Origin of the sequence: Streptomyces sp. NBC_00029 (genome assembly GCF_045160505.1) — a bacterium.
GTDB lineage: Bacteria > Actinomycetota > Actinomycetes > Streptomycetales > Streptomycetaceae > Streptomyces.
On sequence record NZ_CP108292.1, the window covers coordinates 7,469,717 to 7,494,011 of the forward strand.

The 24,295-nt window shown below is 70.7% G+C and carries 19 protein-coding genes; 13 read left to right on the plus strand and 6 right to left on the minus strand.

Going from position 1 to position 24,295, the window contains the following annotated elements; all coding sequences use genetic code 11:
* The first annotated feature begins 125 nt into the window (after positions 1-125).
* Complete coding sequence (locus OG753_RS34480; RefSeq protein ID WP_405791333.1) at positions 126-1,040, plus strand: MBL fold metallo-hydrolase; 915 nt, start codon at positions 126-128, stop codon at positions 1,038-1,040.
* A 54-nt stretch (positions 1,041-1,094) separates the two neighbouring features.
* Here the strand turns inward: OG753_RS34480 and OG753_RS34485 are convergent, their stop codons facing one another.
* Entirely contained in the window at positions 1,095-1,667 is a 573-nt protein-coding gene (locus tag OG753_RS34485) for a TetR/AcrR family transcriptional regulator (protein WP_327265575.1), read from the minus strand.
* 74 nt (positions 1,668-1,741) lie between these two features.
* Positions 1,742-2,575 carry an alpha/beta fold hydrolase gene (locus OG753_RS34490; protein WP_405791334.1) on the minus strand — a complete coding sequence of 278 codons (834 nt, stop codon included), beginning with the start codon at positions 2,573-2,575 and terminating at the stop codon, positions 1,742-1,744.
* A gap of 157 nt (positions 2,576-2,732) precedes the next feature.
* On the opposite strand from OG753_RS34490, the gene OG753_RS34495 reads away from it, so the two are divergent.
* Positions 2,733-3,341, plus strand: coding sequence for a response regulator transcription factor (locus OG753_RS34495; protein ID WP_327265577.1), 609 nt, complete (start codon positions 2,733-2,735; stop codon positions 3,339-3,341).
* Between the two features lie 17 nt (positions 3,342-3,358).
* Here OG753_RS34495 and OG753_RS34500 read toward each other — a convergent pair whose 3' ends face one another.
* Complete coding sequence (locus tag OG753_RS34500) at positions 3,359-5,167, minus strand: sensor histidine kinase (protein ID WP_405791335.1); 1,809 nt, start codon at positions 5,165-5,167, stop codon at positions 3,359-3,361.
* A 201-nt stretch (positions 5,168-5,368) separates the two neighbouring features.
* Here OG753_RS34500 and OG753_RS34505 point away from each other — a divergent pair, with 201 nt between their 5' ends.
* A complete protein-coding gene (locus tag OG753_RS34505) occupies positions 5,369-7,318 on the plus strand; it encodes a serine hydrolase domain-containing protein (RefSeq protein ID WP_405791336.1) in 1,950 nt (649 codons plus the stop codon).
* 63 nt (positions 7,319-7,381) lie between these two features.
* A complete protein-coding gene (locus tag OG753_RS34510; RefSeq protein WP_405791337.1) occupies positions 7,382-8,281 on the plus strand; it encodes a twin-arginine translocation signal domain-containing protein in 900 nt (299 codons plus the stop codon).
* 57 nt (positions 8,282-8,338) lie between these two features.
* On the opposite strand, the gene OG753_RS34515 is transcribed toward OG753_RS34510, so the two are convergent.
* The 3 genes from OG753_RS34515 to OG753_RS34525 form a co-directional block, all read right to left on the minus strand.
* Positions 8,339-8,887, minus strand: a complete 549-nt coding sequence (locus OG753_RS34515; RefSeq protein WP_327265581.1) for a hypothetical protein — start codon at positions 8,885-8,887, stop codon at positions 8,339-8,341.
* Between the two features lie 120 nt (positions 8,888-9,007).
* Positions 9,008-10,153 (minus strand): ABC transporter substrate-binding protein, encoded by a 1,146-nt coding sequence (locus tag OG753_RS34520; protein ID WP_405791338.1) that lies wholly within the window; start codon positions 10,151-10,153, stop codon positions 9,008-9,010.
* Between the two features lie 122 nt (positions 10,154-10,275).
* Complete coding sequence (locus OG753_RS34525; protein WP_405791339.1) at positions 10,276-12,933, minus strand: SpoIIE family protein phosphatase; 2,658 nt, start codon at positions 12,931-12,933, stop codon at positions 10,276-10,278.
* A gap of 910 nt (positions 12,934-13,843) precedes the next feature.
* Between OG753_RS34525 and OG753_RS34530 the strand changes: the two genes are divergently transcribed.
* The 9 genes from OG753_RS34530 to OG753_RS34570 all read left to right on the plus strand — a co-directional run bounded on the left by OG753_RS34530 (position 13,844) and on the right by OG753_RS34570 (position 24,258).
* Positions 13,844-15,394, plus strand: a complete 1,551-nt coding sequence (locus OG753_RS34530) for an AMP-binding protein (RefSeq protein ID WP_327267000.1) — start codon at positions 13,844-13,846, stop codon at positions 15,392-15,394.
* A gap of 9 nt (positions 15,395-15,403) precedes the next feature.
* Positions 15,404-16,204: a class I SAM-dependent methyltransferase gene (locus OG753_RS34535; protein WP_327265583.1), complete on the plus strand. Its 801-nt coding sequence runs from the start codon at positions 15,404-15,406 to the stop codon at positions 16,202-16,204.
* Between the two features lie 530 nt (positions 16,205-16,734).
* Complete coding sequence (gene metK / locus OG753_RS34540; RefSeq protein ID WP_405791340.1) at positions 16,735-17,964, plus strand: methionine adenosyltransferase; 1,230 nt, start codon at positions 16,735-16,737, stop codon at positions 17,962-17,964.
* Between the two features lie 243 nt (positions 17,965-18,207).
* Positions 18,208-19,419, plus strand: coding sequence for a pyridoxal phosphate-dependent aminotransferase (locus OG753_RS34545; protein WP_327267001.1), 1,212 nt, complete (start codon positions 18,208-18,210; stop codon positions 19,417-19,419).
* A 184-nt stretch (positions 19,420-19,603) separates the two neighbouring features.
* Positions 19,604-20,353 carry a YqcI/YcgG family protein gene (locus OG753_RS34550; RefSeq protein ID WP_327265585.1) on the plus strand — a complete coding sequence of 250 codons (750 nt, stop codon included), beginning with the start codon at positions 19,604-19,606 and terminating at the stop codon, positions 20,351-20,353.
* A gap of 95 nt (positions 20,354-20,448) precedes the next feature.
* The gene (locus OG753_RS34555; RefSeq protein ID WP_327265586.1) at positions 20,449-21,300 is read left to right on the plus strand and encodes an arginase family protein; all 852 of its coding nucleotides are present in this window, start codon (positions 20,449-20,451) and stop codon (positions 21,298-21,300) included.
* Between the two features lie 5 nt (positions 21,301-21,305).
* A complete protein-coding gene (gene dapF / locus OG753_RS34560; RefSeq protein WP_327265587.1) occupies positions 21,306-22,160 on the plus strand; it encodes a diaminopimelate epimerase in 855 nt (284 codons plus the stop codon).
* Positions 22,147-23,121: a cysteine synthase A gene (gene cysK, locus OG753_RS34565; protein ID WP_327265588.1), complete on the plus strand. Its 975-nt coding sequence runs from the start codon at positions 22,147-22,149 to the stop codon at positions 23,119-23,121. Before dapF ends, cysK begins: the two co-directional genes overlap by 14 nt.
* Positions 23,122-23,139: 18 nt before the next feature.
* Positions 23,140-24,258 carry a homoserine O-acetyltransferase gene (locus tag OG753_RS34570; protein WP_327265589.1) on the plus strand — a complete coding sequence of 373 codons (1,119 nt, stop codon included), beginning with the start codon at positions 23,140-23,142 and terminating at the stop codon, positions 24,256-24,258.
* Positions 24,259-24,295 lie beyond the last annotated feature (37 nt).

Consider the following 24,295-nt stretch of genomic DNA (forward strand, 5'->3'; position numbering starts at 1 on the left):
CGGAACCATCACGCCGCCTTAAAGCTAACTTCTTGCGTTAGTCCACGGTAGGGCCTACGGTCACTTAAAGCGAATGAATCGCTTTTGCTGGTTGCCGGACCTCCGCAGACGAAGGAAGCACGCGCATGCGCACCGCACAGTTCACCGAGCCGTCCCCGCCGTCCGGAACCGCCGCCCACTGGTCCGTCGGGGAGATCACGGTCCACCGCGTCGACGAAGTGCCCCTGCCGCCCGCGACCGGACCGTGGCTGCTGCCGGCCGCCACCCCGGACGTGGTCGCCGGACACCCGTGGCTGCGGCCCGACTTCGCCGGCCCGGACGGCGTCCTGCGCCTCCACAGCCACAGCTTCGCGCTGGTCGTGGACGGCCTGCGCGTCCTCGTCGACACCGGGATCGGCAACGGCAAGACGAGGGCCAACCCGGCGTGGCACGACCTGCGCACCGACTACCTCGCCCGCCTCGCGGACATCGGCTTCACTCCCGGGAACGTCGACCTGGTGATCCTCACCCACCTGCACACCGACCACGTCGGATGGAACACCCGGAAGGTCGACGGCGCCTGGGCGCCGACCTTCCCCGCCGCCCGGTACCTCACGGCGCGGACGGAGTACGAGTTCTGGGCCGCCCACGACATGGACGAGGCGCGGCGCGCCATGTTCCGCGACTCCGTCCTGCCGGTCGGGGAGGCGGGGCTGCTCGACCTGGTCGACGTACCGGCCGGGGGGACCGACGTGGCCGACGGGTTGCGCCTGCTGCCCGCCCCGGGGCACACTCCCGGCCAGATCGCCGTACAGGTGAGCAGCGCGGGCGCCTCGGCCCTCATCACCGGGGACGCCGTCCACCACCCCGTGCAGCTGGCGCATCCGGAGATCGGCGCCTGTGTCGACATCGACCCCGCGCAGGCCGAGGCCACCCGCCGAGCGCTGCTCGCCCGGCTCGCCGACACCGGCGCCCTGGTCCTCGGTACGCACTTCCCCGCGCCGACCGCCGGGCGCGTGGTCGCGGAGGGGGACGGCTACCGCCTCGAACCGGCCACCTGATGCCCGGCGGGCCAGTGACGGGTGACGGCTGTTCGGTTCCCCGCGGACGGCAGGTCAGCCGCTGGTGGCGAAGCCCTCGACGGCCCCTCGCGCGAGGCGGTGTGCGTAGGTGCCGGTGAGGTCGCCGGGGCGGAACAGGATCCGGTACATCATCGGTGCCACGACCCGGTCGAGCACCGTCTCGACGTCCGGGGCGTCCTCGCCGCGCTCCACGGCCCGGGCGAGCACGATGCCGACCTGCTCCGCCGCGTAGGCCGAGCACCGCCCCGCGTTGTCACCGCCGGGATCCCCCAGCAGCGCGTCGCGGATGTACGCACGCCCCGTGGGCGAGGACATCTCCTCCATGAACTGCTCGGCCCAGCTGCTCAGGTCCTTCAGCAGGTCGCCGTGGTCCTCCGGCGGTTCCTCCGGGCGCAGATGCTCGACGGCGACGTCCGAGAGCAGCTCCTGCAGGTCGCCCCAGCGGCGGTAGATCGTCGAGGGAGTGACGCCGGCCCGCGCCGCGACCAGCGGAACGGTCAGGTCGGTACGCCCCACCTCGGTCTGGAGCTCCCGCACGGCGGCGTGGACCGCCTGCTGGACCCGCGCGCTGCGGCCTCCGGGGCGGACCATCGCTTTTCGGCTCATGCGGCCAGCTTAAAGCAAATTTCTTGCATCAGTCTGCCCGCAGGCGGGCACACCGCGCGCGGGAACGGCCGTTGTCACTTCTTCAGGAAGGCCAGGAGGGCGCTGTTGACCTCTTCGGCGTGCGTCCAGAGGAGACCGTGCGGAGCGCCCTCGACGACGACGTAGTCGGCGTGGGGGAGGGCCTTGTGGAAGGGCTCGGCGGTGGCCTCGATGGGGAGGATGCGGTCCGCGGTGCCGTGGAGGATCAGCGCGGGGACGTCGATCCCGGGGATGTCCGCCCGGAAATCGGTGGTCCAGGTGAGGACGGCCGCGCGGGAGGCGTACGGGGAGCCGCCGGCGGCCGTGGCCCAGCAGGCCCGGACGGCCTCTTCGCTGATGCGCGAGCCGAGGTTCTCGTCGAGGTTGTAGAAGGACTGGTAGAAGTCGGTGAAGTAGGCGTAGCGGTCGCTCGTGACGGCGGCCAGGATGCCCTCGAAGACGCTGCCGTCGACACCCGTGGGGTTGTCGTCGGTCTTGAGGAGAAAGGGCTCGAGGCCGGCGAGGAACACGGCCTTGGCGACGCGAGAGGATCCGTGGGTGCCGAGGTAGCGGCCCACTTCGCCGGTGCCCATGGAGAAGCCGACGAGGACGGTGTCGGTGAGGTCCAGGGTCTCCATCAGGGTGTGGAGGTCGGCGGTGAAGGTGTCGTAGTCGTAGCCGGTGGTGGGCCGGCTCGACCGGCCGAAGCCGCGCCGGTCGTAGGTGATGACGCGGTGGCCGGCGTCGAGGAGGACGGGGAGCTGCTTCTCCCAGGACTGTCCGTCCAGGGGGTAGCCGTGGATGAGGACGACGGGCTGACCGGCGCCGTGGTCCTCGTAGTAGAGGTCGATGTCGGTGGTGTTCTCCCGGCCGACGGTGATGAACGGCATGGTGGGGCTCCTCTGCATCATGGGAATCACTGCCTGGTGATGCCTTGGTACCGGTGACTCGTCGGCGAGGTCCGGTGACACGCCGCACCGCGCCCGCGGAGGCCGGTGAGCTCGCCCCGGCCTGCCGGCCGGCCCTTAGGATCCTCTGGGAGGGACCGTGATCCGCATTCTGCTGGCCGAGGACATGCACATGCTCCGTGGGGCGCTGGCCGCCCTGCTGAACCTGGAGGCCGACCTGGAGGTCGTCGCCGAAGTGGCCCGCGGGGACGCCGTCCTCCCCGCCGCGCTCGCCCACCAGCCCACCGTCGCCGTGCTCGACCTGGACATGCCCGGCGCCGACGGACTCTCCGCCGCCCGCGACCTCGCGGCCGCGCTGCCCGACTGCCGGGTCCTGATCCTCACCGCGCTCGGCCGCCCCGAGGCACTGCGGTCGGCACTCGCCGCCCGGGTGGGAGGGTTCATGCTCAAGGACGCCCAGCCGGATCAACTGGCCGCCGCGATCCGCAGCGTGGCCGCGGGGGAGCACGTCATCGACCCGAAACTGGCCGCAGCGGCTCTCACCGCCAGGACGAGCCCGCTCACTCCTCGCGAGAGCGACGTGCTGCGGCTCGCCGCCGGCGGCGCCGAGATCGAGGAGATGGCCGACGCGTTGCACCTCTCCCAGGGCACCGTGCGCAACTACCTCGGCGCGGCCGTGACCAAGCTCGATGCCCGCAACCGGCTCGACGCGGTGCGGATCGCCCGGGAGCAGGGCTGGTTGGCGTGACCTCGGCGTGAGGCGGGTCAACCGGTGAGGGGAACGGGAGCGGACTCCAGACGGACCGTCAGGACGTAGCCGCGGGCCCCGCCCGGGCCTGTGCCGTGCGGGGCCGGTCCCGCTTCCAGGACCCCGCCGAGGGCGGCCGCGCGCTCACGCAGGTTCCGCAGCCCGTTGCCGCCGGCCCCCGGTCCGGCTCCTTCCCGCCGCTGGGGTGCGGGGAGCGCCCGGCCGTCGTCCGCCACCCGCAGCAGCCCCGGGCCGAGATCCACCTCGCACCGCCCGGCTCCGGCCGCGTGCCGCAGTACGTTCGTCACCGCCTCCCGGAGCACCGTGGCGAACAGCGCCTGCGACACCCCGTCCACCGAGTGCGCGGCTCCCTGTACCCGCACGGCGATCCCCGCGGCGGCCAGCACCCTCCGGGCGGAGGCCAGTTCCTCCTCCAGTGTCAGCTCCGCGCCCTCCCCCGGGATCGCCCGGAGGTCCGCCAACGCCCGCTCCGCCAGCGCCGCGGCGTCGGCGAGATGCCGGCCGGCCCGCTCCCGGTCGGGGTCGCGGACCGCCAGCTCGCCCTTCAGGACGATCGCCGACAGCCCGTAGCCCAGCAGGTCGTGGACGTCCCGCGCGATGCGCCGGCGTTCTCGCGCCACGACCAGCGAGGCGAGCGCCTCGCGGGCCTCCCGCACCTGCTGGACGAGGCGGGTGAGCAGGGCGAGGCCGTAGAAGACCAGAGCGATCACCACGATGTCCAGCAGGAGGAGAGCGGTGCCGCGCGCCCCGGGCCCGTCCGTCCGCGCCAGCAGCGCGAGCGCCGCGACGGCCGTCAGCGCCCCGGCCGCCGGCCAGCCGGTGCGCGCGGGACGGACGATGAGCACCGAGGCGGCCGCGAACCCCACCAGCTGGGGGTACGGGCCGTCCGGTGCGGCCAGCACGACCAGGACCAGGGCGAGTTGGAGGCCCAGCGTCCATGCGGCGTACGGGGGACGCACGCCCGGCGGGCGGGGCAGGGAGTGGTAGGCCTGAAGCCCGACCACCGCCACCAGCACGGCCGCGTACCCGGCGATCCGCCCGCCGGGCACCCCGTCACCGAGCAGGAAGGCCATGCCCACGATCAGGTACTCCAGGTGGGTGGCGACCACGATGGGCCACGCCGGCCCGGGCGTCATGGCACGGGCGGTGACGTCCGCCCCGTCGTCCGCCTCCGCCTCCGACTCCGCCGACTGCACGGTCGGCGCGGCGCGCACGCGCTCCGAAGCCGCCCGCGCGACCACCACCATGTCCCGCGCCGCCCGCGTGCCCTGCCCGGCGAGCCGGGCGATCTCCGCCAGGGCCGCTCCCAGCACCGCGTCCAGGTCCCGCCCGGCGCGTTCCCGCTCGGCCGTGACCCGGGCCTGCCCCAACGCGCCGAGAGTGGCGCGCAGTTCGGCGTAGAGATCGGTGAGCCTGGTCAGCGCGTAGATGATCAGCCCGTGGGCAAGGGCGTTGCCCATGCCGTTCAGGACGGAATGGACACTGCCGTCACCGGGTGCGAGCGGCCCGGCGGCCAGCACGATGACGCCGAACAGGGCCCACCGCAGGCGCCGTTCGACGACCAGCAGCACGGAGGCGCCGAGGAAGCCGGGCAGGCCCGACCAGGGCGCGAGCAGGAACTGGGCCGCCAGGGTCCAGGCACCGCGCAGCCGCCGCGTCGACGGCAGGCAGGTGGCCAGCTGGAGCAGCACCATCGGTACCGCCGCGGGGCGCGGCAGGACGACAGCCGGCTCGAAGGAGAATCCGAGAACGACGACGAGGAGGATCACCGAGAGGACCGCCGGCGCGGGACCGGCATCGTCCACGCTGCTCGGACCGGCGTTCTCGGGCCCGGTGCCCCCGGGCCCGGATCCGATGACCCTCCTGCGCCGAAATGCCCTGCCCCACCCGTTCATGAGGTCACGTTAGACGCCCGTGCACGGCACCCGGCCCACCCATGTGAAATACACATCGGTCGGTGTACCTCGCACTGCCGCCGGCCCGGCCCGGGACGGGATCGTCGTCCCATGCGTACGACGTCGATACGGACCCTCACCACCCTGGCCGCCACGATCACGATCACCTCCGCCGCGCTGCTCGCCGTCGCGGCGCCCGCACCCGCGGCCACAGCCCCCCGTCCCGACGCCCTCAGCTCCTCCCACTCCCTCGGCTCCCTCGTCGACACCGCCGTCGCCGGGTACCTGGAGGACGACCGCATCCCCGGCGCGGCCGTCACGGTCGTGGCCGGCGGCCGCACCGTCCTGGCCAAGGGCTACGGAGTCGCCGACGTCCGCACCCGCACCCCGGTCGACCCGGAGCGCACCACCTTCTTCCTCGGCTCGCTCGCCAAACTGTTCACGGCGCAGGCCGCCTCCCGGCTCGTCGCCGGGGGTGAAGTCGACCCGAAGGCCGACGTCAACGACTACCTCCGCGCGGTCACCGTCCCGGACACCTACCCCGGCCGCCCCGTCACCCTGGACCGGCTCCTCACGCACACCGCGGGCTTCGACAGCGACCTCATCGGCCGCAACCGGGCCACCGCGAACGACGTCGAACCGCTCGCCGAAAGCCTCGTGACGCGCCGGCCACCCCGGGTCCGCGCACCGGGCACGATCGCCGCCTACGACAACTACGGCTACGCGCTCGCGGGCCAGCTCGTCGCCGACGTCTCCGGCCGTTCCTTTCCCGAGTACGTCGACGAGCACATCCTCCAGCCCCTGGGCATGACCCGTTCCACCTTCGCCCAGCCGCAGCCCGCCCCGATCGCAGCCGGCCTCGCCCGCGGCTACCGCCCCGGCGGCGCGTCCGGCTGGACCCAGGACAAGGGCCAGTACGGTGCCTGGAGCCCCGCCGGGCCCGGCGCCGTCAGCACCGCCGCCGACATGGGCCGCTGGATGAGCGCACAGCTCACCGACGACACCCCGGCGAACCGCCTCATGCAGCAGGTGCACCACCGGCAGGATCCCCGTATGCCCGGACTCGGCTACGGCTTCGAGGAGTGGCGGCGCGGCGGGCGGACCGGCTGGTTCAAGGACGGCGACCTCCCCGGATTCCACGCCGGGTTGCTGCTCGTCCCCGGCCACGACGTGGGCGTGTTCGTCGTCTTCAACGGCGACGGCACCGACGGCCGCGCCCCGTGGGACGGCAGGGACCTCATCGACCGGATCGTCGACGCCCTCCTCCCGGCGGGGGCAGCCGCGTCGGCCGCCCCGAGCCCCCCGAGCACCGTAGGCGCCCCCGCCCTCGACTCCTTCACCGGCAGCTACCGCGCCGCCCGGGTCAGCCGCAGCAGTCTCATGGCGATCGAAGGCCTGGTCGCGGGAGTCACGGTCGAGAAGGACGGCGAGAACGGACTGCGCACCACCGGCCTCTCCCTCGACCCCGGCCGGCCCGAACAGGTCTGGCTGGCCCTCGGTGACGGCCTGTTCCAGGAGCGCGGCGGAACCGGTGCGACGCTCGCCTTCCCCGGGGACGGGCTGCTCGTATCGTCCGCGGTGCCGTCCACGGCATACGAGAAGCTGCCGTGGCACCGGTCTCCGGCCCTGCACCTGGGGCTGCTCGCGAGCGGCATCGGGGTGCTGGTACTCGCCGCGCTCGTCCTTCCCGCGACCGCCCTGGTACGGCGGATGCGGGGGAGTGCCCCGCACCCGCCCGCGGCACGGGCCGCGCGGGCGGCGGCCGCTCTGACCGGGTTGATCGCCGCCGCGTTCACGGTCGTGCTCGCGGCGGTCGTCTCGGACGGCAACGCGATGATGGAAAGCGTGCCCCTGGGCTCGCCGCTGCTGTCCACCGCGACGACGCTGGCCACGGCGCTCGTGCCCTGCGCCCTGGTGGTGCTGGCGGGTGCGGTCGCGGCCTGGCTCCGCGGCTGGTGGAACGTCACCGGCCGCATCCTGTTCACCCTCACGGCGGCGGGCGCGACCGCCACGGCGAGCCTGCTGCTCCAGTACCACCTGGTGGCCGGCCCGTTCGCCTGAACCTTCTGAAACCCCCATGAGGCACACGGTCGTCCGCGGCCGCGGAAAGCAGAGGAGCAGATCATGAACAAGTGGACCAGGCGCGGTCTCATGACCGCCGGCGCGGCGGCCGGAGCCGCCGCGCTCATCGGCGCCGGACCGCCGTCCCGGCGGCCGGAGCCGCTCGACATCGTCACCGGCCTGGACGGGTTCGGCGCACCGTCGACCGCGGCCGCCGGAGCGGTGACCTTCCGGTTACGGACGACCAGCACGAAGACCGGCATCGTCGGCATCGCCCGGCTCCGTCCCGGCGTCGGCGAGGCCACCTTCCGCAGGCACTTGCGCGACGTATTCGAGAAGGAGACCCCGCGGGACGTCATCCGGGCGTCCAAGGACCTGATGGCCGCCGCCGAGCTGCTCGGCGGCGCCATGGCGGTGCCCGGCTCGCAGCCGGCCTTCACCGTCCGGCTGCGCCCCGGCCGCCACCTCGTCCTGGAGTACAAGGACTTCGAGGGGCCGCACGTCGGACGCGACCCGCTCCCCGGCGAGGAGTACGTCCGCCCGCTCCTCGTCCGGGCCACCGGCGACGCCGGAGCCGCGTGCACACCCCCGTCCGCCACCGTCACGGCCGTCGACACCGCGGAAGGCCCGCGCTTCGTCCTGGAGGGCGGCATCCGCCGCGGGCGGCCCGTGCGGTACGTCAACGCGATGCGGGGACAGGCCGACGAGCTCGCGGTGTACCCGCTCGAGGACGGCTCCGTCACCGAGGCGGACATCCAGGCGTTCTTCCTGGACACCGGAACGCCCGCGCCCTTCGACCTGCGCGCGCAGCTGGGTACGCCGCCGCTCTCCCCGGGGCGGAGCGCGGTCGTCGAGATGCCCCTCGACCGGGGCCGGTACGCCCTCACCAGCTGGGTCGCGGGGATGAAGGACGCGCAGCACCTGTCCGCCCACGGCCAGGTCCTCATCGTCACGGTCCCGTGACCCGGTCCGGGGTGAACGGGCGCCCGGCCCGACCGGGCGCGGGGCGACGCCGGACGGTCAGGTCCGCTTCAGCAGGCTGGCGTAGGCCCGCTCCATGCCCTGCGCATGTCCGGCGCCCAGCTCGACGTAGACGTGCCCACTGGCCGTGCACGCCTCGCGCAGGGCTGCGCTCCGGTCCCTGACCCACGCCGCGATCTCGCGGTAGGTGGCGTCATCGGCTCCTTCGAGCCAGTCCGGGGTGCCACGCAGCTGTTCGGGGGTCAGCTGCGTGTTACCGAGGAAGACGGAGGCCAGCGGTATTCCGAGACCGCCGGCCTCCGTTGCCGCCGCCGGTGTGACGATGTCGCCCTCGACCACATAGCCGTCCTCGGGATCGGTGGCGTCGAGGGCCTCGGCGGCCGCCCGGACGAACTCGACGAGGAACGGCTGGGCCAGCTCTGCCTTGTCCGCATGCGTACCGTGCCGCACGCCGTGCTCGGGGGCGGCGCGCTGGAGCATCGACACCAGGGCGTCGGTCGGGCATCCGGGGAGGCCCGCCCTCTCCAGCAGCATCCACGCGAGGGTGCTCTTGCCCACCCGGGGCGGCCCTCCGATCAGATAGATCACACGAAGAACGTACCCCGGGCGCCGGCTTGGGCGACCCGCCCTGGCCGGATCCCGGTCACCGCCTCCGGTCGGCACCCGGCCGCCGGGAGCGCCCGCGGCCCTCCGAAGTGCCCGGAGCCGTCAGCCCGAGACGGCCTTGGACCAGTTGCGGTTGACGGTCTCCCGCGCCTTCTCCCGCTCCGCCTCCGTCGGAAACGTCGGCGTGCCCTCGACCGTCGGCAGATTCTCCGCGGCGGCCTCGTCGAGGGTGCCGTCCTCCTTCATGGCCTCCATGAGGACAGGACGTGCGTAGGCGCCGAGCCGCAGGTTCTGGCCCTCCGGGCTGAAGACGTACTCCTGCCACAGGCGGGCCGCCGCGGGGTGCGGGGCGTCCTTGTTCACGCCGTTCGCGTAGTACTCGGCGAAGCTTCCGTCGAAGGGGATGGCGGTGCGCCAGTCGACGTCCAGGCCCTTCTCCCGGAACTGGTCGGCGTACCCGAGGTTGAGGAAGTCCCAGTCGATGCTGATCGGAGTCTGGCCCTTCGCGATCGTGTCCGGCGAGGATTCGACCGGGATGAAGTTGCCGCTCTTCTTCAGCTCGGCGAAGAAGTCGATACCGGGCTGGATGTTGTCGAAGGACCCCCCGTTCGCCAGGGCCGCCGCGTACACGCCGGCGAAGGCGGAGCCGGACTTGGTCGGGTCGCCGTTGAGCGAGACCTGGCCCTTGTACTCGGGCTTGCGCAGATCGGCGAAGGTCGAGGGGCAGGTCTTCACGCGCGTGGCGTCACAGCCGATCGAGACGTAGCCGCCGTAGTTGTTGTACCAGCGGGCGCGCCTGTCCTTCTGCTCCTCGGGGATCCGGTCGAAATCCGCGACCTCGTACGGAGCGAGCAGGCCCTGCCGGGCCGCCGACTGCGCGAACGAGCCGCCCACGTCGATCACGTCGGGGGCGCGGCCGTCGCGCCTGTGCTCCTTCAGGGCGTTGATCTCGTCCTGGCTGGTGCCGTCCGGGTTCTCCACCGAGACCTTGATCCCGTACTTCTTCTCGAAGCCGTCGATCAGTGCGCCGTAGTTCGCCCAGTCCCGCGGGAGCGCGATCGTGTTGAGCGCGCCCTCCTTCTTGGCCGCCGCGGTCAGCGCCGCCATACCGCCGGCGTCCGCGGCGGAGGTGGCCTCCGCGGGCGCCCTGGGCGGGGCGACGGGCTTCTCTCCGCACGCGCCGAGGGGCGCCGCCGCGAGGGCCAGGAAGGCGGCGACGAAGGCTGTCCGGAGACGGGGTGCGGGCACAAAGACTCCATAACGGGCGGTCGCGTACCGTTCGAGGCCAGGGTACGTTCGGCAGCCTCGGCGGCGCAGTCCCGCACGGTGGTGTCCGCCGTCTTCCCTGCGGCTGCCGTAGCGGCGCCCGCTCAGAGCCCCTCGTCGTCCCACCCGGCCAGGAGCGCCTCCCCGAGATCCATGGAGGCCGGCTCGTCCCCGGCGTGCAGTGCCTGCTCGCTCCAGATGATCTTGCCGCGGGCGGTGTAGCGGGTGCCCCAGCGCTCGGCGAACTGGGCGACGAGGAACAGGCCGCGGCCGCCCTCGTCGGTGTCCGCGGCCCGGCGCAGGTGCGGGGAGGTGCTGGATCCGTCGGAGACCTCGCAGACCAGGCAGCGGTCGTACAGCAGCCTCACCCGGATGGGCTCGGTGCCGTAGCGGATGGCGTTGGTCATCAGCTCGCTGAGGATGAGTTCCGTGGTGAACGAGATGTCCTCCAGGCCCCACTCCGCCAGCCGGCGGGCGCAGGCGTTGCGCACGGGGGACACCGCCGCGGGGTCGGGGGCCACGTCCCACTCGGCGATCCGGGCCGGGTCCAGCAGGCGGGTGCGGGCCACCAGCAGCGCGACGTCGTCGCTGGGCCTGGTGGGCAGCATCGCGTCGATCACCGCGGTGCAGGTCTCCTCCGGGGTGCGGGCGGGCCCGGACAGGGCGGCGCGCAGCGCTGCCATTCCGGCGTCCGGATCATGGTTGCGGCTCTCGATCAGCCCGTCGGTGAAGAGCGCCAGCCGGGAGCCCTCGGGAAGGGTGAGCGTCATGGTGTCCATCGGCAGGCCCGCGCCCAGGCCCAGCGGCGGGGAGACCGGCACGTCGGGGAAGGACACGGTCCCGTCGGGGTCGATCAGGGCGGGGCCCGGGTGGCCGGCGGTGGCGGCGGTCACCTGCCCCGAGACGGGATCGTAGATGGCGCACAGGCAGGTGGCTCCGGTGATCCCCTGCCACTCCTGCTCGTCGGCGTCGATGTGGGTGACCAGCTCGTCCAGGTGGCTCAGGAGCTCGTCCGGCGGCAGGTCGAGCGTGGAGAAGTTGTACACGGCGGTGCGCAGCCGGCCCATGGTGGCGGCCGCGTAGAGACCGTGGCCGACGACGTCGCCGACCACCAGGGCCACCCGGGTGCCGGGCAGCGGGATGACGTCGAACCAGTCACCGCCCACCCCGGCCCGGGCGGCCAGGTAGCGGTGCGCGACCTCGACGGCGGACTGTTCCGGTACCCCCCGGGGCAGCAGGCTGCGCTGCAGGGTCACGGCCATGTTGTGCTCGCGGGTGTAGCGGCGGGCGTTGTCGACGGACAGGGCCGCCCGGGCGGTCAGCTCCTCGACGAAGGACACGTCCTCCTCGTCGAACGGCGGGGAGTCCTGCCCCCGCCAGTAGCCGGCCATGCCCAGCACCACGCCCCGGGCCCGCAGGGGCACCACGATCAGGGAGTGGATGCCGCGGTCCAGGATCTGCAGGGCGTTGGCCTGGTGCTGGGCCCGCCAGCGGTGGGTGACGCGCAGGTCCGCCTCCAGGACCGCCCGGCCGCCGGCCAGCCCGGCGGCCATGGGGCCGCTGGGACCGAACCGGATCAGCTGGCCGACGGGGGAGAGCGGGTGGTCGCCGTCCAGGCCGACGACGGCGGTGCGGCGCATCTCGGTGATCGCTTCGGGCGGCTCCTCGCCGCGCAGCACCGGGTCCAGCAGGTCGACGGTGACCACGTCCGCGAACCGCGGGACGGCCACCTCCGCCAGTTCCTCCGCGGTGCGCTCCACGTGCAGCGTCGTGCCCACCTGCACCCCCGCGTCGTACAGCAGCTTCAGCCGCTCGCGGGCCACCTCGGCCCGTCCGGCGAGTGCCCGCAGCTCGGTGGTGTCCCGCAGCGTGACGACGGTCCCGGCCTTCCCGTAGGGGGCGGTGGGCCGGATGTTCACCGCCAGCAGCCGGTCGGCCGCCATGTGCAGCTCGTCGCTCGCGGAACGGCCCGACGTGATCGGATCGGCGATCCCCTCCTCCAGGCCCAGGTCGGCCACGGGCAGCCCTTCCGCGTCCGCCGGCAGGTCCAGCAGCCGCCGGGCCTCGTCATTGGCCAGCAGCAGCCGTCCGCCGCCGCCGACGATCAGTACGCCCTCCCGTACGGCGTGCAGCACCGCGTCGTGGTGCTCGTACATGCTCGTCATCTCGGCCGGTCCCAGTCCATGGGTCCGGCGCAGCAGCCGGCGGCTCACCAGAGCCGTCCCGCCCGCGGACAGGGCGAGCACCGCGGCCGCGGTGCCGAGCACGACCGGCAGCTGTCCGTTCACCATGCTCTGGACGTTCTGGACCGTGACGGGGGAGGAGACCACGGCGATGACCTTGCCGGCGTCGTCCTTGACGGGGACCACCGAGACCACGGACTGACCCAGGGACCCGGCGAACGTCTCGGTGAAGGACGTGCCGGCCGCCGCCTTGGAGAAGGGGCCGACGACGCGTTTGCCGATCTGCCGCAGGTCGCTGTGGGCGAGGGTGACCCCGTCGAGCGTGTACACGTTGATGCCGTCGACCCCGGCGATCTTCGCGGCCGCCTGGGCGCTCGGCTGGAGCACCGCGCTGGGGTGGGCACTGCGCACGGCGGCGACGATCCCCGGAGACTCCGCGAACGTTCCGGCGGCGGCGAGGGTACGGTGCCGGGCGTCCAGCATGGCGGAGCTCCGGGCCTGCACCACCAGCGCCACGACGGCGGCGGCGACGAGAAGGACCACGACGGCCAGCTGGAGGAGGAACACCTCGCCGGCCACGCTCCGCGCGCTCAGGAGCGAGGTCAGACGCTGCGGCGGCCGTGCCTTTCCCCCGGAGCGCCTGGAGGACCCGGCGGGCCCGCCCGGCTCGGCGGGCTTGGGGGTGCCCGGGGGCCGGGCGCCCTCCTGCTGCTCCTGGGGGTGTCCTGAGCGGGGGCGTCGGGGGGGAGGGGAAGAGCTCGTGGTCGAGCCGAGCAGCCGACGCCGGAAATGTCCAAGGACATTGCTCATACTTCAGTTTCCAACCTCTGCGGGCGGTCGGCAGCGGGGAGCGACGCCCGCCGGGCGAACGGCGATCCGGCGCCGTCGCTGACCTGGGAAGTGCGGGCGGAGCGGTCCCGGACGGCGGGGGGTTCCCGGCGGTGTCCCGCCGCAGCTGCGCGGGCGCGTCGCGCAGTGCGGTGGGGATCCGGGCCGGCGTGGCGGACGCGGCCCGAGTGGCTTGCGGATGCACCCCGTTTTCGGCCAGCCATGTGACCGAAAAAGGGGCCTCATTCTCGCGGCGCAGGAAGGTGTCTTCTGAATCCAAGGAGCCCGTGCCTGCGGGCTTGGTGTTCGAAGGGGTGCGGTCCGGCGCGCCATTGAATCGAGACCTGGATGGGAGGCGTCTCACGCCTCGGCATTCCAAGTTGAGTCCTGCCGTCTTGAATAATGCTGTGTTAACGTCGGAATTGTTGATCACCGCGGGCCGAAAAGCCCAGGGATCACATCAAGGGATGTCGCCGTCATCAACCCTGACCGCTTCCCGGTTTCCCACTCGGTCCGCCATCTCCGGAATCGAGTGTTCCGCCTATACCGCCCCTCTGTGCTCATGCATGGGGGGTGAAGAGTTGTGCGATGAGCTGCGTCACCACCTTTCTGTGTGGAGAGCGGCGTTCGGGGGAATTTAGTTGAACATTGGATGGGTAGGATGCTGAATCCGTTGGTCCAGGCTCTTCTGAGCCGATGCGACGATCCGGAGGACCGGGGGGTTCTCACGGATTGCGCTTCCGGTCGTACGGTATCGGCGCAGCAGTTCTGGAATGATTCTCAGCAGGTGGCCCGGCTGCTTGCGCAGCACGGTGTGGTCCGGGGGGACCACGTGGCCGTCACCATGCCGGCGGGCGAGGTCTTCGCGCACATCATCTACGCATGTTTCGTCATCGGGGCCGTTCCTGCATTTGTCGATGCGGGAACGAGCAAGGAGATCCTCACCAAGTGCATCGAGGAACTGGAGCCGAAACTCTGGGTGAGTGCGAGTCCGGTTCCCGGTCAGGAAACGCGGTATCCGGAACACTTCGACGTCCGTCAGCAGCCGCCCTCTGCGGCCGAGGCCGTCCAGCCCGTTGAGGTATCCGGTGATGACGCCGCGCTCCTGCTCTACACGAGCGGCACCACGGGCCTCCCCAAGGGCGTGCCGTGGACCTGCGCGCACCTCGCCTCGTACGTACGGATTCAGCGCGACTCGTACGAACCGTTCGGCGTGAAGTCGGAGTTCGCCTTCTTCGCGCACCTCGGGATCAAGGCGATCGCCATGGGCCGCCGCGCTGTTATACCCGCGCTGGACGAGACGCAGCCGGCCCTGTTGTCCCTTCCGGATGCCGTCCGGCAGATGGCCGCCCACGGATGCGACTACGTCTTCGCGTCGCCGGTCTTCTGGCAGCGCCTTTCGGACGCGTGCCTGGGCGGGACGGTCGAGGCGCCGCCGGTGAAGGTGGCCGCCACTGCGGGGGCGGCGGTCAATCCCGGGATGCTGGCCACGCTCGCCGAGGTCATGCCGGGCACCCGCATCTACGTGCCCTACGCCAGCACCGAAGCGCTCATGCCCATCACGCTGATCGAGGCGGGGACGATGGCTGCGCTGAGCGAGACGGGCACGCGGCTGGGCCACGGCGTCCCGCTGGGGCGGGCGGCGGAGGACACCCGCGTCGCGGTCATCGACCCCCGTGCCTCCGAGCTGCGCGAGATCACCGACGCCGATCTCCTGGGGCCGGGACAGATCGGTGAGCTGATCGTCAGCGGTCCCAGGGTCACCACCGAGTACTTCAAGCGCCCCGAGCTGACCGACTACGCCAAGTTGCGGCACACCGGTGACGGGTCCCTCTGGCACCGCATGGGCGATGTGGGGTACCTCGACGCGGAGGCCATGGTGTGGTTCATGTGCCGCAAGAAGCACGTCGTCGACACCGCGGTCGGGCGCGTCTATCCCGATCAGCAGGAACAGGTCTACAACCACCACCTGGGCATATACGACTCCGCGGTGGTGGCGGCTCCGGGCGCGGACCGGGTCCGGCTGGTCCTCTCGGACGTGTTCCGGGGGCGGGTTTCACCCCAGGACGTTCAGGCCGTGGCCGAGCAATTCAATCTCCCCGTGCCCCGACTCGTCTTCTACCCGGGCCGGCTTCCTTCGGACAGGCGTCACAACAGCAAGATCGACCGCGAGGCGATCCTGGACTGGTGTCTGCATCGGAAAACTAACTGAGAGGCGCACGTGAGATTCGCCGAGTTGATGGATTTTTACCTTGAGGCATGTTCGGACCGGAAGCAGGTGACCGATCACCTCGAAGACCTGCTCTCCAGCTTCCCGGAAAAGTCGATCATCGACTGCTCCGTAGGTACGGGGTTCATCACGCTGGACCTGATCAGCCAGGGATACGGCATCGTATGCACCGACGGCAGTGCGGGAATGCTGGAACAGTTCGAGCGGAACGCGGCGGAACTGGGGCTCGAAGCCAACCCCGTTCTCCTCGACTGGGCCGATCTGTCGGGCACCTTCCCCGACATGTTCGACCTGCTGATCTGCCGCGGCAATTCGCTGGTGTACGCGAACGTGTGGGACGACAACACCGCGGCGGCCGGCGCGAGCTCGATCGCCGGCCATCTCAAGAGCATGTACGGAGCCCTCAAGCCGGGTGGATTCATCTACGTCGACATCCCCGCCGCGCCGAGCGAGGAGCGTTCCTCCGGACGCATCTCCCACGTTCCCTGCGAGATACGGGGCAGGCAGGTGACGGTGACCGAATCGATCGCGGACATTCCTGAATCAGAAATCCGGCGGTGGGACGTGCGCATGGAGATCGATGACGAGGTCTTCGAGTTCACGCGGCACTCCCACATGTACGGCGAGAGCCGCCTTCGGGAGGCCCTGGAGCAGGCCGGATTCGTCGAGATAATGCCCCTGGAGGGCAACACGCTCCGTGAGCACTACCAGGTGTTCACCGCCAGGAAGCCGCTCGGCAACGTGATGCAGAGGTTTGCCCAGCCCGCAGGCGCTTCGTCGGCCCGTTTCTGACAACGGCGGGTCCGGGCCCGGCCGCTCGGGGGTGTGGCGAATCCCGTCACGCTGTCGAGAAGGCGCGACGCGGCAGGAACGAGCCGGCCCGGGCGGCCGGTCCGCGGACCTCACGTTCTCCGGCGCTCGTCGCGGCGGTCCGGGCGGTCCCGGCCCGAGGGCGAGAGGGCCGGTGCTCCGGGAGCCGAAGCCCTGTCCGTACTCGCCGTCCCCGGCGGCCGTACCCGCGTGATGCGACCGGGCGGCGAGGTGCCGTCCCGGGCCGCGCGGGCCCCACGGGCGAGCCGGGCCGCGGCCCCTGGGCGCCGGGTGGCGGCAGCAGCGGCCCGAGAGCCACGGCGGCGCCGGCCCGCCCGGGCCGCACCCGCCCTCCGAGCACCGGGCCCGCCCGGACCGGCCGCCCGCATCCCCGCCCTCACGTGCCCGGACGGCACCGCGCTTCCCGGGGCCTGCACCGAGGACGCCCCGGTCCTGGCGGAAGCCCTGCGCGTGCCTTCCCCGGCCTCACCATCCACAGCATCAGGAGTGTCATGTCCCGTCGTCTGTTCACCTCGGAGTCCGTCACCGAGGGCCATCCCGACAAGATCGCTGACCAGATCAGCGACACGGTCCTCGACGCGCTCCTCAGCGAGGACCCGACCTCGCGCGTCGCCGTCGAGACCCTCATCACCACGGGTCTCGTGCACATCGCGGGAGAGGTGACGACGAAGGCCTACGCGCCGATCGCGCAGCTCGTCCGGGAGAAGATCCTCGAAATCGGCTACGACTCCTCCAGGAAGGGCTTCGACGGCGCCTCGTGCGGCGTGTCGGTGTCCATCGGTGCGCAGTCCCCGGACATCGCGCAGGGCGTCGACACCGCCTACGAGAAGCGGGTCGTGGGTGCCGCCACAGGTGAGGAGGGAGACGAGCTCGACAAGCAGGGTGCCGGCGACCAGGGCCTGATGTTCGGCTACGCCTGCGACGAGACTCCCGAGCTCATGCCGCTGCCGATCCACATCGCGCACAAGCTCTCGCGCCGTCTGTCCGAGGTCCGCAAGAACGGGACCATCCCGTACCTGCGCCCCGACGGCAAGACCCAGGTCACCATCGAGTACGACGGCGACGAGGCCGTCCGTCTCGACACGGTCGTGGTCTCCTCGCAGCACGCCTCGGACATCGACCTGGACTCGCTGCTCGCCCCGGACATCCGTGAGTTCGTCGTCGAGCACGTGCTCGCGCAGCTCGTCGAGGACGGCATCAAGCTCGACACCGAGGGCTACCGTCTGCTGGTCAACCCGACCGGCCGCTTCGAGATCGGCGGCCCGATGGGCGACGCCGGCCTCACCGGCCGCAAGATCATCATCGACACCTACGGCGGCATGGCCCGTCACGGTGGCGGCGCCTTCTCGGGCAAGGACCCCTCCAAGGTCGACCGCTCCGCCGCGTACACCATGCGCTGGGTCGCCAAGAACGTGGTCGCCGCCGGCCTCGCCTCGCGCTGCGAGGTCCAGGTCGCCTACGCCATCGGCAAGGCCGAGCCCGTCGGCCTCTTCGTCGAGACCTTCGGCACCGCCAAGGTCGAGACGCAGAAGATCGAGGACGCCATCGCCGAGGTCTTCGACCTCCGCCCGGCCGCCATCATCCGCGACCTCGACCTGCTGCGCCCGATCTACGCCCAGACCGCCGCCTACGGCCACTTCGGCCGCGAACTCCCCGACTTCACCTGGGAGCGCACCGACCGCGTCGACGCCCTGCGCGCCGCCGCCGGCCTCCAGGACTAGGCGGTCTCTCCCGGACCTTGCCGGGCCCTGCGAGGCACCGCACCGGACGGCCCCGGCCCACCCGACAAGATCTGAAAGAGAAGGCCAGGCCGCGTGTTTTCCAGAATGGCCCTTGGCTCGCAGTTCACTGCCCACGGCGCCCTGCTGCGCTCGGCCGGATCGGACTCGCCGCACCAAGGAACGCATCAGAACCACCCACTCGATCCGCCCGCCGAGGCGGACCCCCGGCCGGAGGCGAACCCGTTGGAGTTTCGGCAGTCGAGCAAACTCGACGATGTCCTGTACGAGATCCGCGGCCCGGTGGTGGCGCAAGCCAACGCCCTGGAGGAATCCGGGCACAGCGTGCTGCGGCTCAACACCGGAAATCCCGCACTGTTCGGCTTCGAAGCGCCGGAAGAAGTCGTGCAGGACATGATCCGGACGCTGCCGATCGCCCACGGATACAGCGATGCCCGTGGCATCCTGCCCGCACGGCGAGCCGTGGCCCAGCACTACCAGAGCAAGGGGTTCACGGACGTCGACGTGGACGACGTCTTTCTGGGGAACGGTGTTTCCGAACTCGTCTCACTGGCCGTTCAGGCTCTTCTGGACGATGGCGACGAGGTGCTCATTCCCGCACCGGACTTCCCTCTCTGGACGGCGGTCACCACCCTTGCCGGCGGACGGGCCGTGCACTACACCTGCGACGAGTCCGCCGACTGGTTCCCCGACCTCGACGACATGGCTGCGAAAATCACCGCACGCACCAAAGCAGTGGTGATCATCAACCCGAACAACCCCACGGGTGCGGTCTATCCGAAGGAGATCCTCGAAGGTATTCTGGATCTTGCCCGGCGCCACCACCTCATGGTGTTCGCCGACGAGATCTACGACAAGATCCTTTACGACGGCGGGCAGCACGCACATGCGGCCCTGCTGGCACAGGACGTCGTCTGCCTCACGTTCAGCGGCCTCTCCAAGGCCTACCGCATCGCAGGGTTCCGCTCGGGCTGGCTCGTCGTCTCCGGCCCCAAGGAACGTGCGCGCGGCTATCTCGAAGGGCTCCTCACCCTCGCCTCCATGAGGCTGTGCCCCAACGTTCCCGGGCAGCACGCCATTCAGGCCTGCCTCGGTGGGCGTCAGAGCATCGAGGACCTCGTGCTGCCGGGCGGCAGGCTCCACGAACAGCGCAACATGGCGTGGGCGAAACTCAACGAGATTCCCGGAGTCTCCTGCGTCAAACCGAAGGGCGCGCTGTATGCGTTTCCGCGCCTCGATCTCGATATGTACAAGATCCACGACGACGAGAGGTTCGTCCTCGACCTCCTCAGGACCGAGAAGATCCAGGTCGTCCAGGGAACCGGATTCAATCTCAAGCGACCGGACCACTTCCGGATCCTGACACTCCCTCACGTCGATGTTCTCGAAACGGCGATCGGCCGCATCGGACGCTTCCTCGAGGGATATCACCAATAGCGCTTTCTCTGTGAAGTTGCAGGTCATGGGCGAGGCGGGTCCGGTCGTGCGACCGGCATGCCCGGGCCGACGGGACGCGCGATCGCGAGCACACGACGCTGCGGCCCGTGCCCCGGCGGAAGCGATCGGGTTCGGACCTGCGTTCCCTGACCTGCGACTTCGGCATGAAGAAGGGATTTGTCAGTTGAACGGATCGGGCGAGACCACTGCATTAGTCACTCAGGCGCACGTCGACGCAAGTGCGGTCGGCTGGCATCGCGACGCTTTCGACGACGTCGCGTCCCGCCTCACGGACCCAGGATTTCCCTGCGTGTTCTCCAGGAACGCCTTTCGGAAGAAGCTGCTGAAGTTCATCTTCGTGGAGGACTTCGAGAGGGGCGACATCGAGCACCTGGGGGAGGGGATCAAGGAATATGTCGAGCTGTCGAGGGACTGGGACGGCGCGCTGGACACGGCTTATCCGCTCGTCGCCGTATTTTCACCGGATGCCGTGACCGCGAACTCCGTCCAGGAATATCATGCATTCGGCTGGAAGGTCCTCCAGGACCTGCACGCGATGGACCCGGAGCCGTGGCCGGACGGAGTCGACAAGGACCCGGACTCCGAATCATGGTCCATGTGCTTCAACGGAATGCCCCTGTTCGTCAACATGAGCAGCCCGGGGCACCGAGTACGTCAAAGCCGGAACCTGGGCCGGCACTTCATCCTTGTCGTCAACCCGCGCGAACGGTTCGACATATTCGCCGGCGACACGCCGAGCGGCCGCAGGGTCCGCTCCAACATCCGCGAGCGCATCGGCCGCTACGACGGTGTCCGGCATGCCGCGCAACTGGGTTCCTACGGCAGCGGTGCACTCGAATGGACCCAGTACGGCCTCGTGGAAGAGAACAGGGAGAGGGCCGACAAGTGCCCTTTCACCTTCCGGGGAGCCTGAGCGCGCGGCCGCGGACCGCATTTCCGTTCCTGGTCCGGACCTCCGCACCCGAACCGGCAGACGCCGTACACCCGCATGAGAGAAGGACGTGAAAGATGTTTGATCTGATCGTTTCCCAGGGCCGCGTGGCCGACAGGGCGGCATGGATGATCGAGGGCGCGGCACGCACCGCGCGGGCCCTGGAAGACCGCTACGGGCTGAAGGGCCAGTACATCGGAAAGCCGGCCCCGCCCGCCGACGACGACTGGACCGTCAGTCTTCCCCAGGCCCGGGAAACCCTGACGGGGCTGGGCGAAGCCGTCACCGCGAGCCTCAAGGGCGACAACCTCCCCGTCGTGATCACCAATACCTGCCCGGCCAGCCTCGCCACGCTGCCGGTGGTGGCGCGTGAGCACCCGGAAGCCGTGGTGCTCTACATCGACGGACACGGAGACTTCCACACACCGGACACCACCGAATCGGGATACCTCGGCGGCATGGTCCTCTCCGGCGCGTGCGGGCTGTGGGACAGCGGCCACGGCAGCGGACTCCGTCCCGAACAGGCCGTCCTCGTCGGCTCGCGCGACATGGAGGAGGCCGAAAGGGAACTCATCCGGGCGGCCGGTGTCCGCGTCATCCCGCCGAAGGAGGCCACGGCGGAAGCCGTCCTCGACGCGGTCGGCGGAGCGCCCGTATGGATCCACATCGACTGGGACGTGCTCGAACCGGGATCCGTACCGGCCGACTACACGGTTCCGGACGGCATGCTGCCGGCGCAGATCCGGGCCATATTCGAGGCGATTCCCGCAGAGCAGCTCATCGGTGTCGAACTCGCGGAGTTCAACGCGCCGACGGACAGCGAAGACAGCGAGAGGGCGGTCTCCATCATCCTCGACATGGTCGCCCCCGTCTTCGAGGCCGGTCGGGCGAAAGCCACGTCCCCCGAGCGATCGCCGGGCAGGGGCTGATACCGGTGAGCACGCCGTCCACACTCCCCTTCAGCAAGATGCACGGCGCCGGAAACGACTTCGTGGTGCTCGACCTGCGCGACGCGGAGGATCCCTCGCCGGAGCTGTGCCGCGCGCTGGCCGACCGCCACACGGGCGTCGGCTGCGACCTGATCCTCGGCATCAAAGGACCGCGCAGTGCGGAGGCCGTCGCCTCCTTCGACATCTGGACCGCTGACGGCTCGCGTTCACAGCAGTGCGGCAACGGCGCACGGTGCGTCGCCGCCTGGGTCGTCCGCGCAGGTCTGACGAAGGGCCCCCGCTTCACCCTCGACAGCCCGAGCGGCAGCCACGCGGTCGACGTGATGGACGCACATTCCTACCGGATCGCGCTCGCGGTACCGCAGTTCACGCCCGAGAGCATTCCGCTGTTCGGTTTCGACGGCGCACAGGACCTGTACGAGGCCGACCTGGGCGGCGGGGTGCACGCGCGGTTCGCCGCCGTCTCCATGGGCAATCCGCATGCGGTGATCGAGGTCGAGGACACGGCCACGGCCCCCGTCGCCCGGACGGGACGGGCCGTCCAGGAATCGGGCCTCTTCCTGCCCACGGTCAACGTGGGCTTCGCCGAAGTGGAATCCCGCGACCGCATACGCCTGCGCGTCCACGAGTACGGCGCGGGCGAGACCCTCGCCTGCGGAAGCGGCGCGTGTGCCGCAGCGGCGGTGCTGATGCGGCGAGGCCGCGTCGACCGCAGCGTCGCGGTCGTCCTCCCCGGCGGCGAGCTCCACATCAGCTGGCCGGACGACACGGCGGAAATCCTCATGACCGGCCCCGCCACATTCGCGTACGAAGGAAATTTCCCCCATGCCTCTGTATGACAGCATCCTCGACACCATCGGCCGCACGCCCATCGTCAAGCTGCACCGGATGGCTCCGGAGCACACCAGCGTCTACGTGAAGGTGGAGTCCTTCAACCCGGGTGGCTCGGTCAAGGACCGCCTCGCGCTCTCGGCCATCCTGGACGCCGAGGCGAAGGGGCTGCTGAAGCCCGGCGACACGATCGCCGAATGCACCTCCGGAAACGTCGGCATCGCCCTGGCGATGGTGGCCGCGGCCCGCGGCTACCGGTTCGTGGCCGTCATGGGCGACACCTATTCCGTCGAGCGGCGCAAGCTGATCCGCGCCTACGGCGGAAAGGTGATCCTCTTCCCGGGCTCCGAGGGCAGCGAGGGAGGCAACCGGAGAGCGGACGAACTGGCGGAGAAGCACGGCTGGTTCCGTGCCCGGCAGTTCGACAACCCGGCGAACCCCGCATACCACCGGGAGACGACGGCCTCGGAGATCCTCGGTGACTTCGCCGGAAGGCGCCTGGACTACTTCGTCACCGGATTCGGTACCACGGGCACCCTGACCGGCGTCGGCCAGATGCTGAAGGTCGCCCGCCCCGACGTGCGCGTCGTCGCTCTCGAACCGAGCAACGCGGCCGTACTCGCCGGAAAGGAATGGAGCACGCACCAGATCCAGGGCCTGGCCCCCAACTTCGTGCCCAGCGTGCTCGACCGGAGCGTCATCGACGACCTGGTGACCGTGGACGAGGTCGTGGCGCGCGACACCGCCCGCCGCCTCGCCGCCGAGGAGGGCATATTCGCGGGAATCTCCGCCGGCGCCACACTGGCGACGGCGCTCCGCGTCGCCCAGGACGCACCCGAGGGCACGGTCCTGCTCGCCATGCTGCCGGACACCGGCGAGCGTTACCTGTCGACCTTCCTGTTCGACGGCGTGAACGAAGGATCGGACGACGCATGGCTGGCCTCCCTCGACGCCGGTTCCGCCAACTAGCACGACGGGAGCAGGCGCATGAGGGAATTCATCCCACCGGCCTCCCGCTACGTCGACCTGCCTGCCGGCTTCTCGATGAAACGCGGCGGCACGCTGCAAGGGGCACGCATCGCCTACGAGACGTTCGGCCGGCTCAACGCGGCGCGCGACAACGGCATCCTCCTTCTCACGGGCCTCTCACCCGACGCTCACGCGGCCTCGCACGCGGAGGATCCCACCCCCGGCTGGTGGGAGGCCATGGTGGGCCCCGGACTGCCCGTCGACACTGATCTCTGGCACGTGATCTGCGTCAATTCCCTGGGCAGCTGCAAGGGTTCCACCGGCCCGGCCTCGATCGATCCGCGCACCGGCGAGCCCTACCGCCTCGCCTTTCCGGAGCTCTCGATCGAGGACATCGCCGACGCCGCGGCGCACACCGTACGTGCGCTCGGCATCACCCGCCTGGCCTGCGTGGTGGGCGCATCCATGGGCGGTATGAGTGCGCTCGCCCTGCTCTCCCGGCACCCCGGGCTGGCGCGCACCCACATCAGTCTCTCCGGAGCGGTGCACTCGCTGCCGTTCTCGATCGCGGTCCGCTCGCTGCAGCGCGAGGCGATCCGGTCCGATCCGCAGTGGCGGCGAGGACGCTACGACGAGGAGAACTACCCCCGGCGGGGCATGCTCACCGCCCGCAAGCTGGGCATGATGACCTATCGCTCGGCCCAGGAATGGGAGAGCAGATTCGGCCGGACCCGAGTGAGCGCGCAGCGCCGGGCACAGGAGGGAGCCTTCGGCCTGGAATTCGAGGTCGAGAGCTACCTGGAATTCCACGCCCAGCGCTTCTCGGACTGCTTCGATCCCAACAGCTACCTCTACCTCAGCCACTCCATGGACCAGTTCGATCTCGGTGACTCCCACGGAGGAACCGCCGACGAGGCGCTGTCGCGGATGCGCATCGAGAAGGCACTGGTGATGGGCTCGCAGACCGACCTCCTGTTCCCGGTGCAGCAGCAGCTGGAGATCGCCGAGGGGCTCGCTTCCGGCGGTGCCGATGTCGAGTTCCTCGCGGTGGAGTCCCCGGCCGGCCACGACGCCTTCCTCGTCGACCTCGACCGCTTCGGTCCGCCGGTGGCCAAGTTCCTGGCGATCGTTTCCTGACACGGACCCCTGCGCGGGTCCGTAATCTTCCGTACTT

What these genes read in the sequence shown, in the direction of transcription:
- OG753_RS34480 (WP_405791333.1), top strand. Translation starts at nt 126, where the DNA reads ATGCGCACCGCACAGTTCACCGAGCCGTCCCCGCCGTCCGGAACCGCC.
- OG753_RS34485 (WP_327265575.1), bottom strand. Translation starts at nt 1,667, where the DNA reads ATGAGCCGAAAAGCGATGGTCCGCCCCGGAGGCCGCAGCGCGCGGGTC.
- OG753_RS34490 (WP_405791334.1), bottom strand. Translation starts at nt 2,575, where the DNA reads ATGCCGTTCATCACCGTCGGCCGGGAGAACACCACCGACATCGACCTC.
- OG753_RS34505 (WP_405791336.1), top strand. Translation starts at nt 5,369, where the DNA reads ATGCGTACGACGTCGATACGGACCCTCACCACCCTGGCCGCCACGATC.
- OG753_RS34510 (WP_405791337.1), top strand. Translation starts at nt 7,382, where the DNA reads ATGAACAAGTGGACCAGGCGCGGTCTCATGACCGCCGGCGCGGCGGCC.
- OG753_RS34530 (WP_327267000.1), top strand. Translation starts at nt 13,844, where the DNA reads ATGCTGAATCCGTTGGTCCAGGCTCTTCTGAGCCGATGCGACGATCCG.
- metK (WP_405791340.1), top strand. Translation starts at nt 16,735, where the DNA reads ATGTCCCGTCGTCTGTTCACCTCGGAGTCCGTCACCGAGGGCCATCCC.
- OG753_RS34555 (WP_327265586.1), top strand. Translation starts at nt 20,449, where the DNA reads ATGTTTGATCTGATCGTTTCCCAGGGCCGCGTGGCCGACAGGGCGGCA.
- cysK (WP_327265588.1), top strand. Translation starts at nt 22,147, where the DNA reads ATGCCTCTGTATGACAGCATCCTCGACACCATCGGCCGCACGCCCATC.
- OG753_RS34570 (WP_327265589.1), top strand. Translation starts at nt 23,140, where the DNA reads ATGAGGGAATTCATCCCACCGGCCTCCCGCTACGTCGACCTGCCTGCC.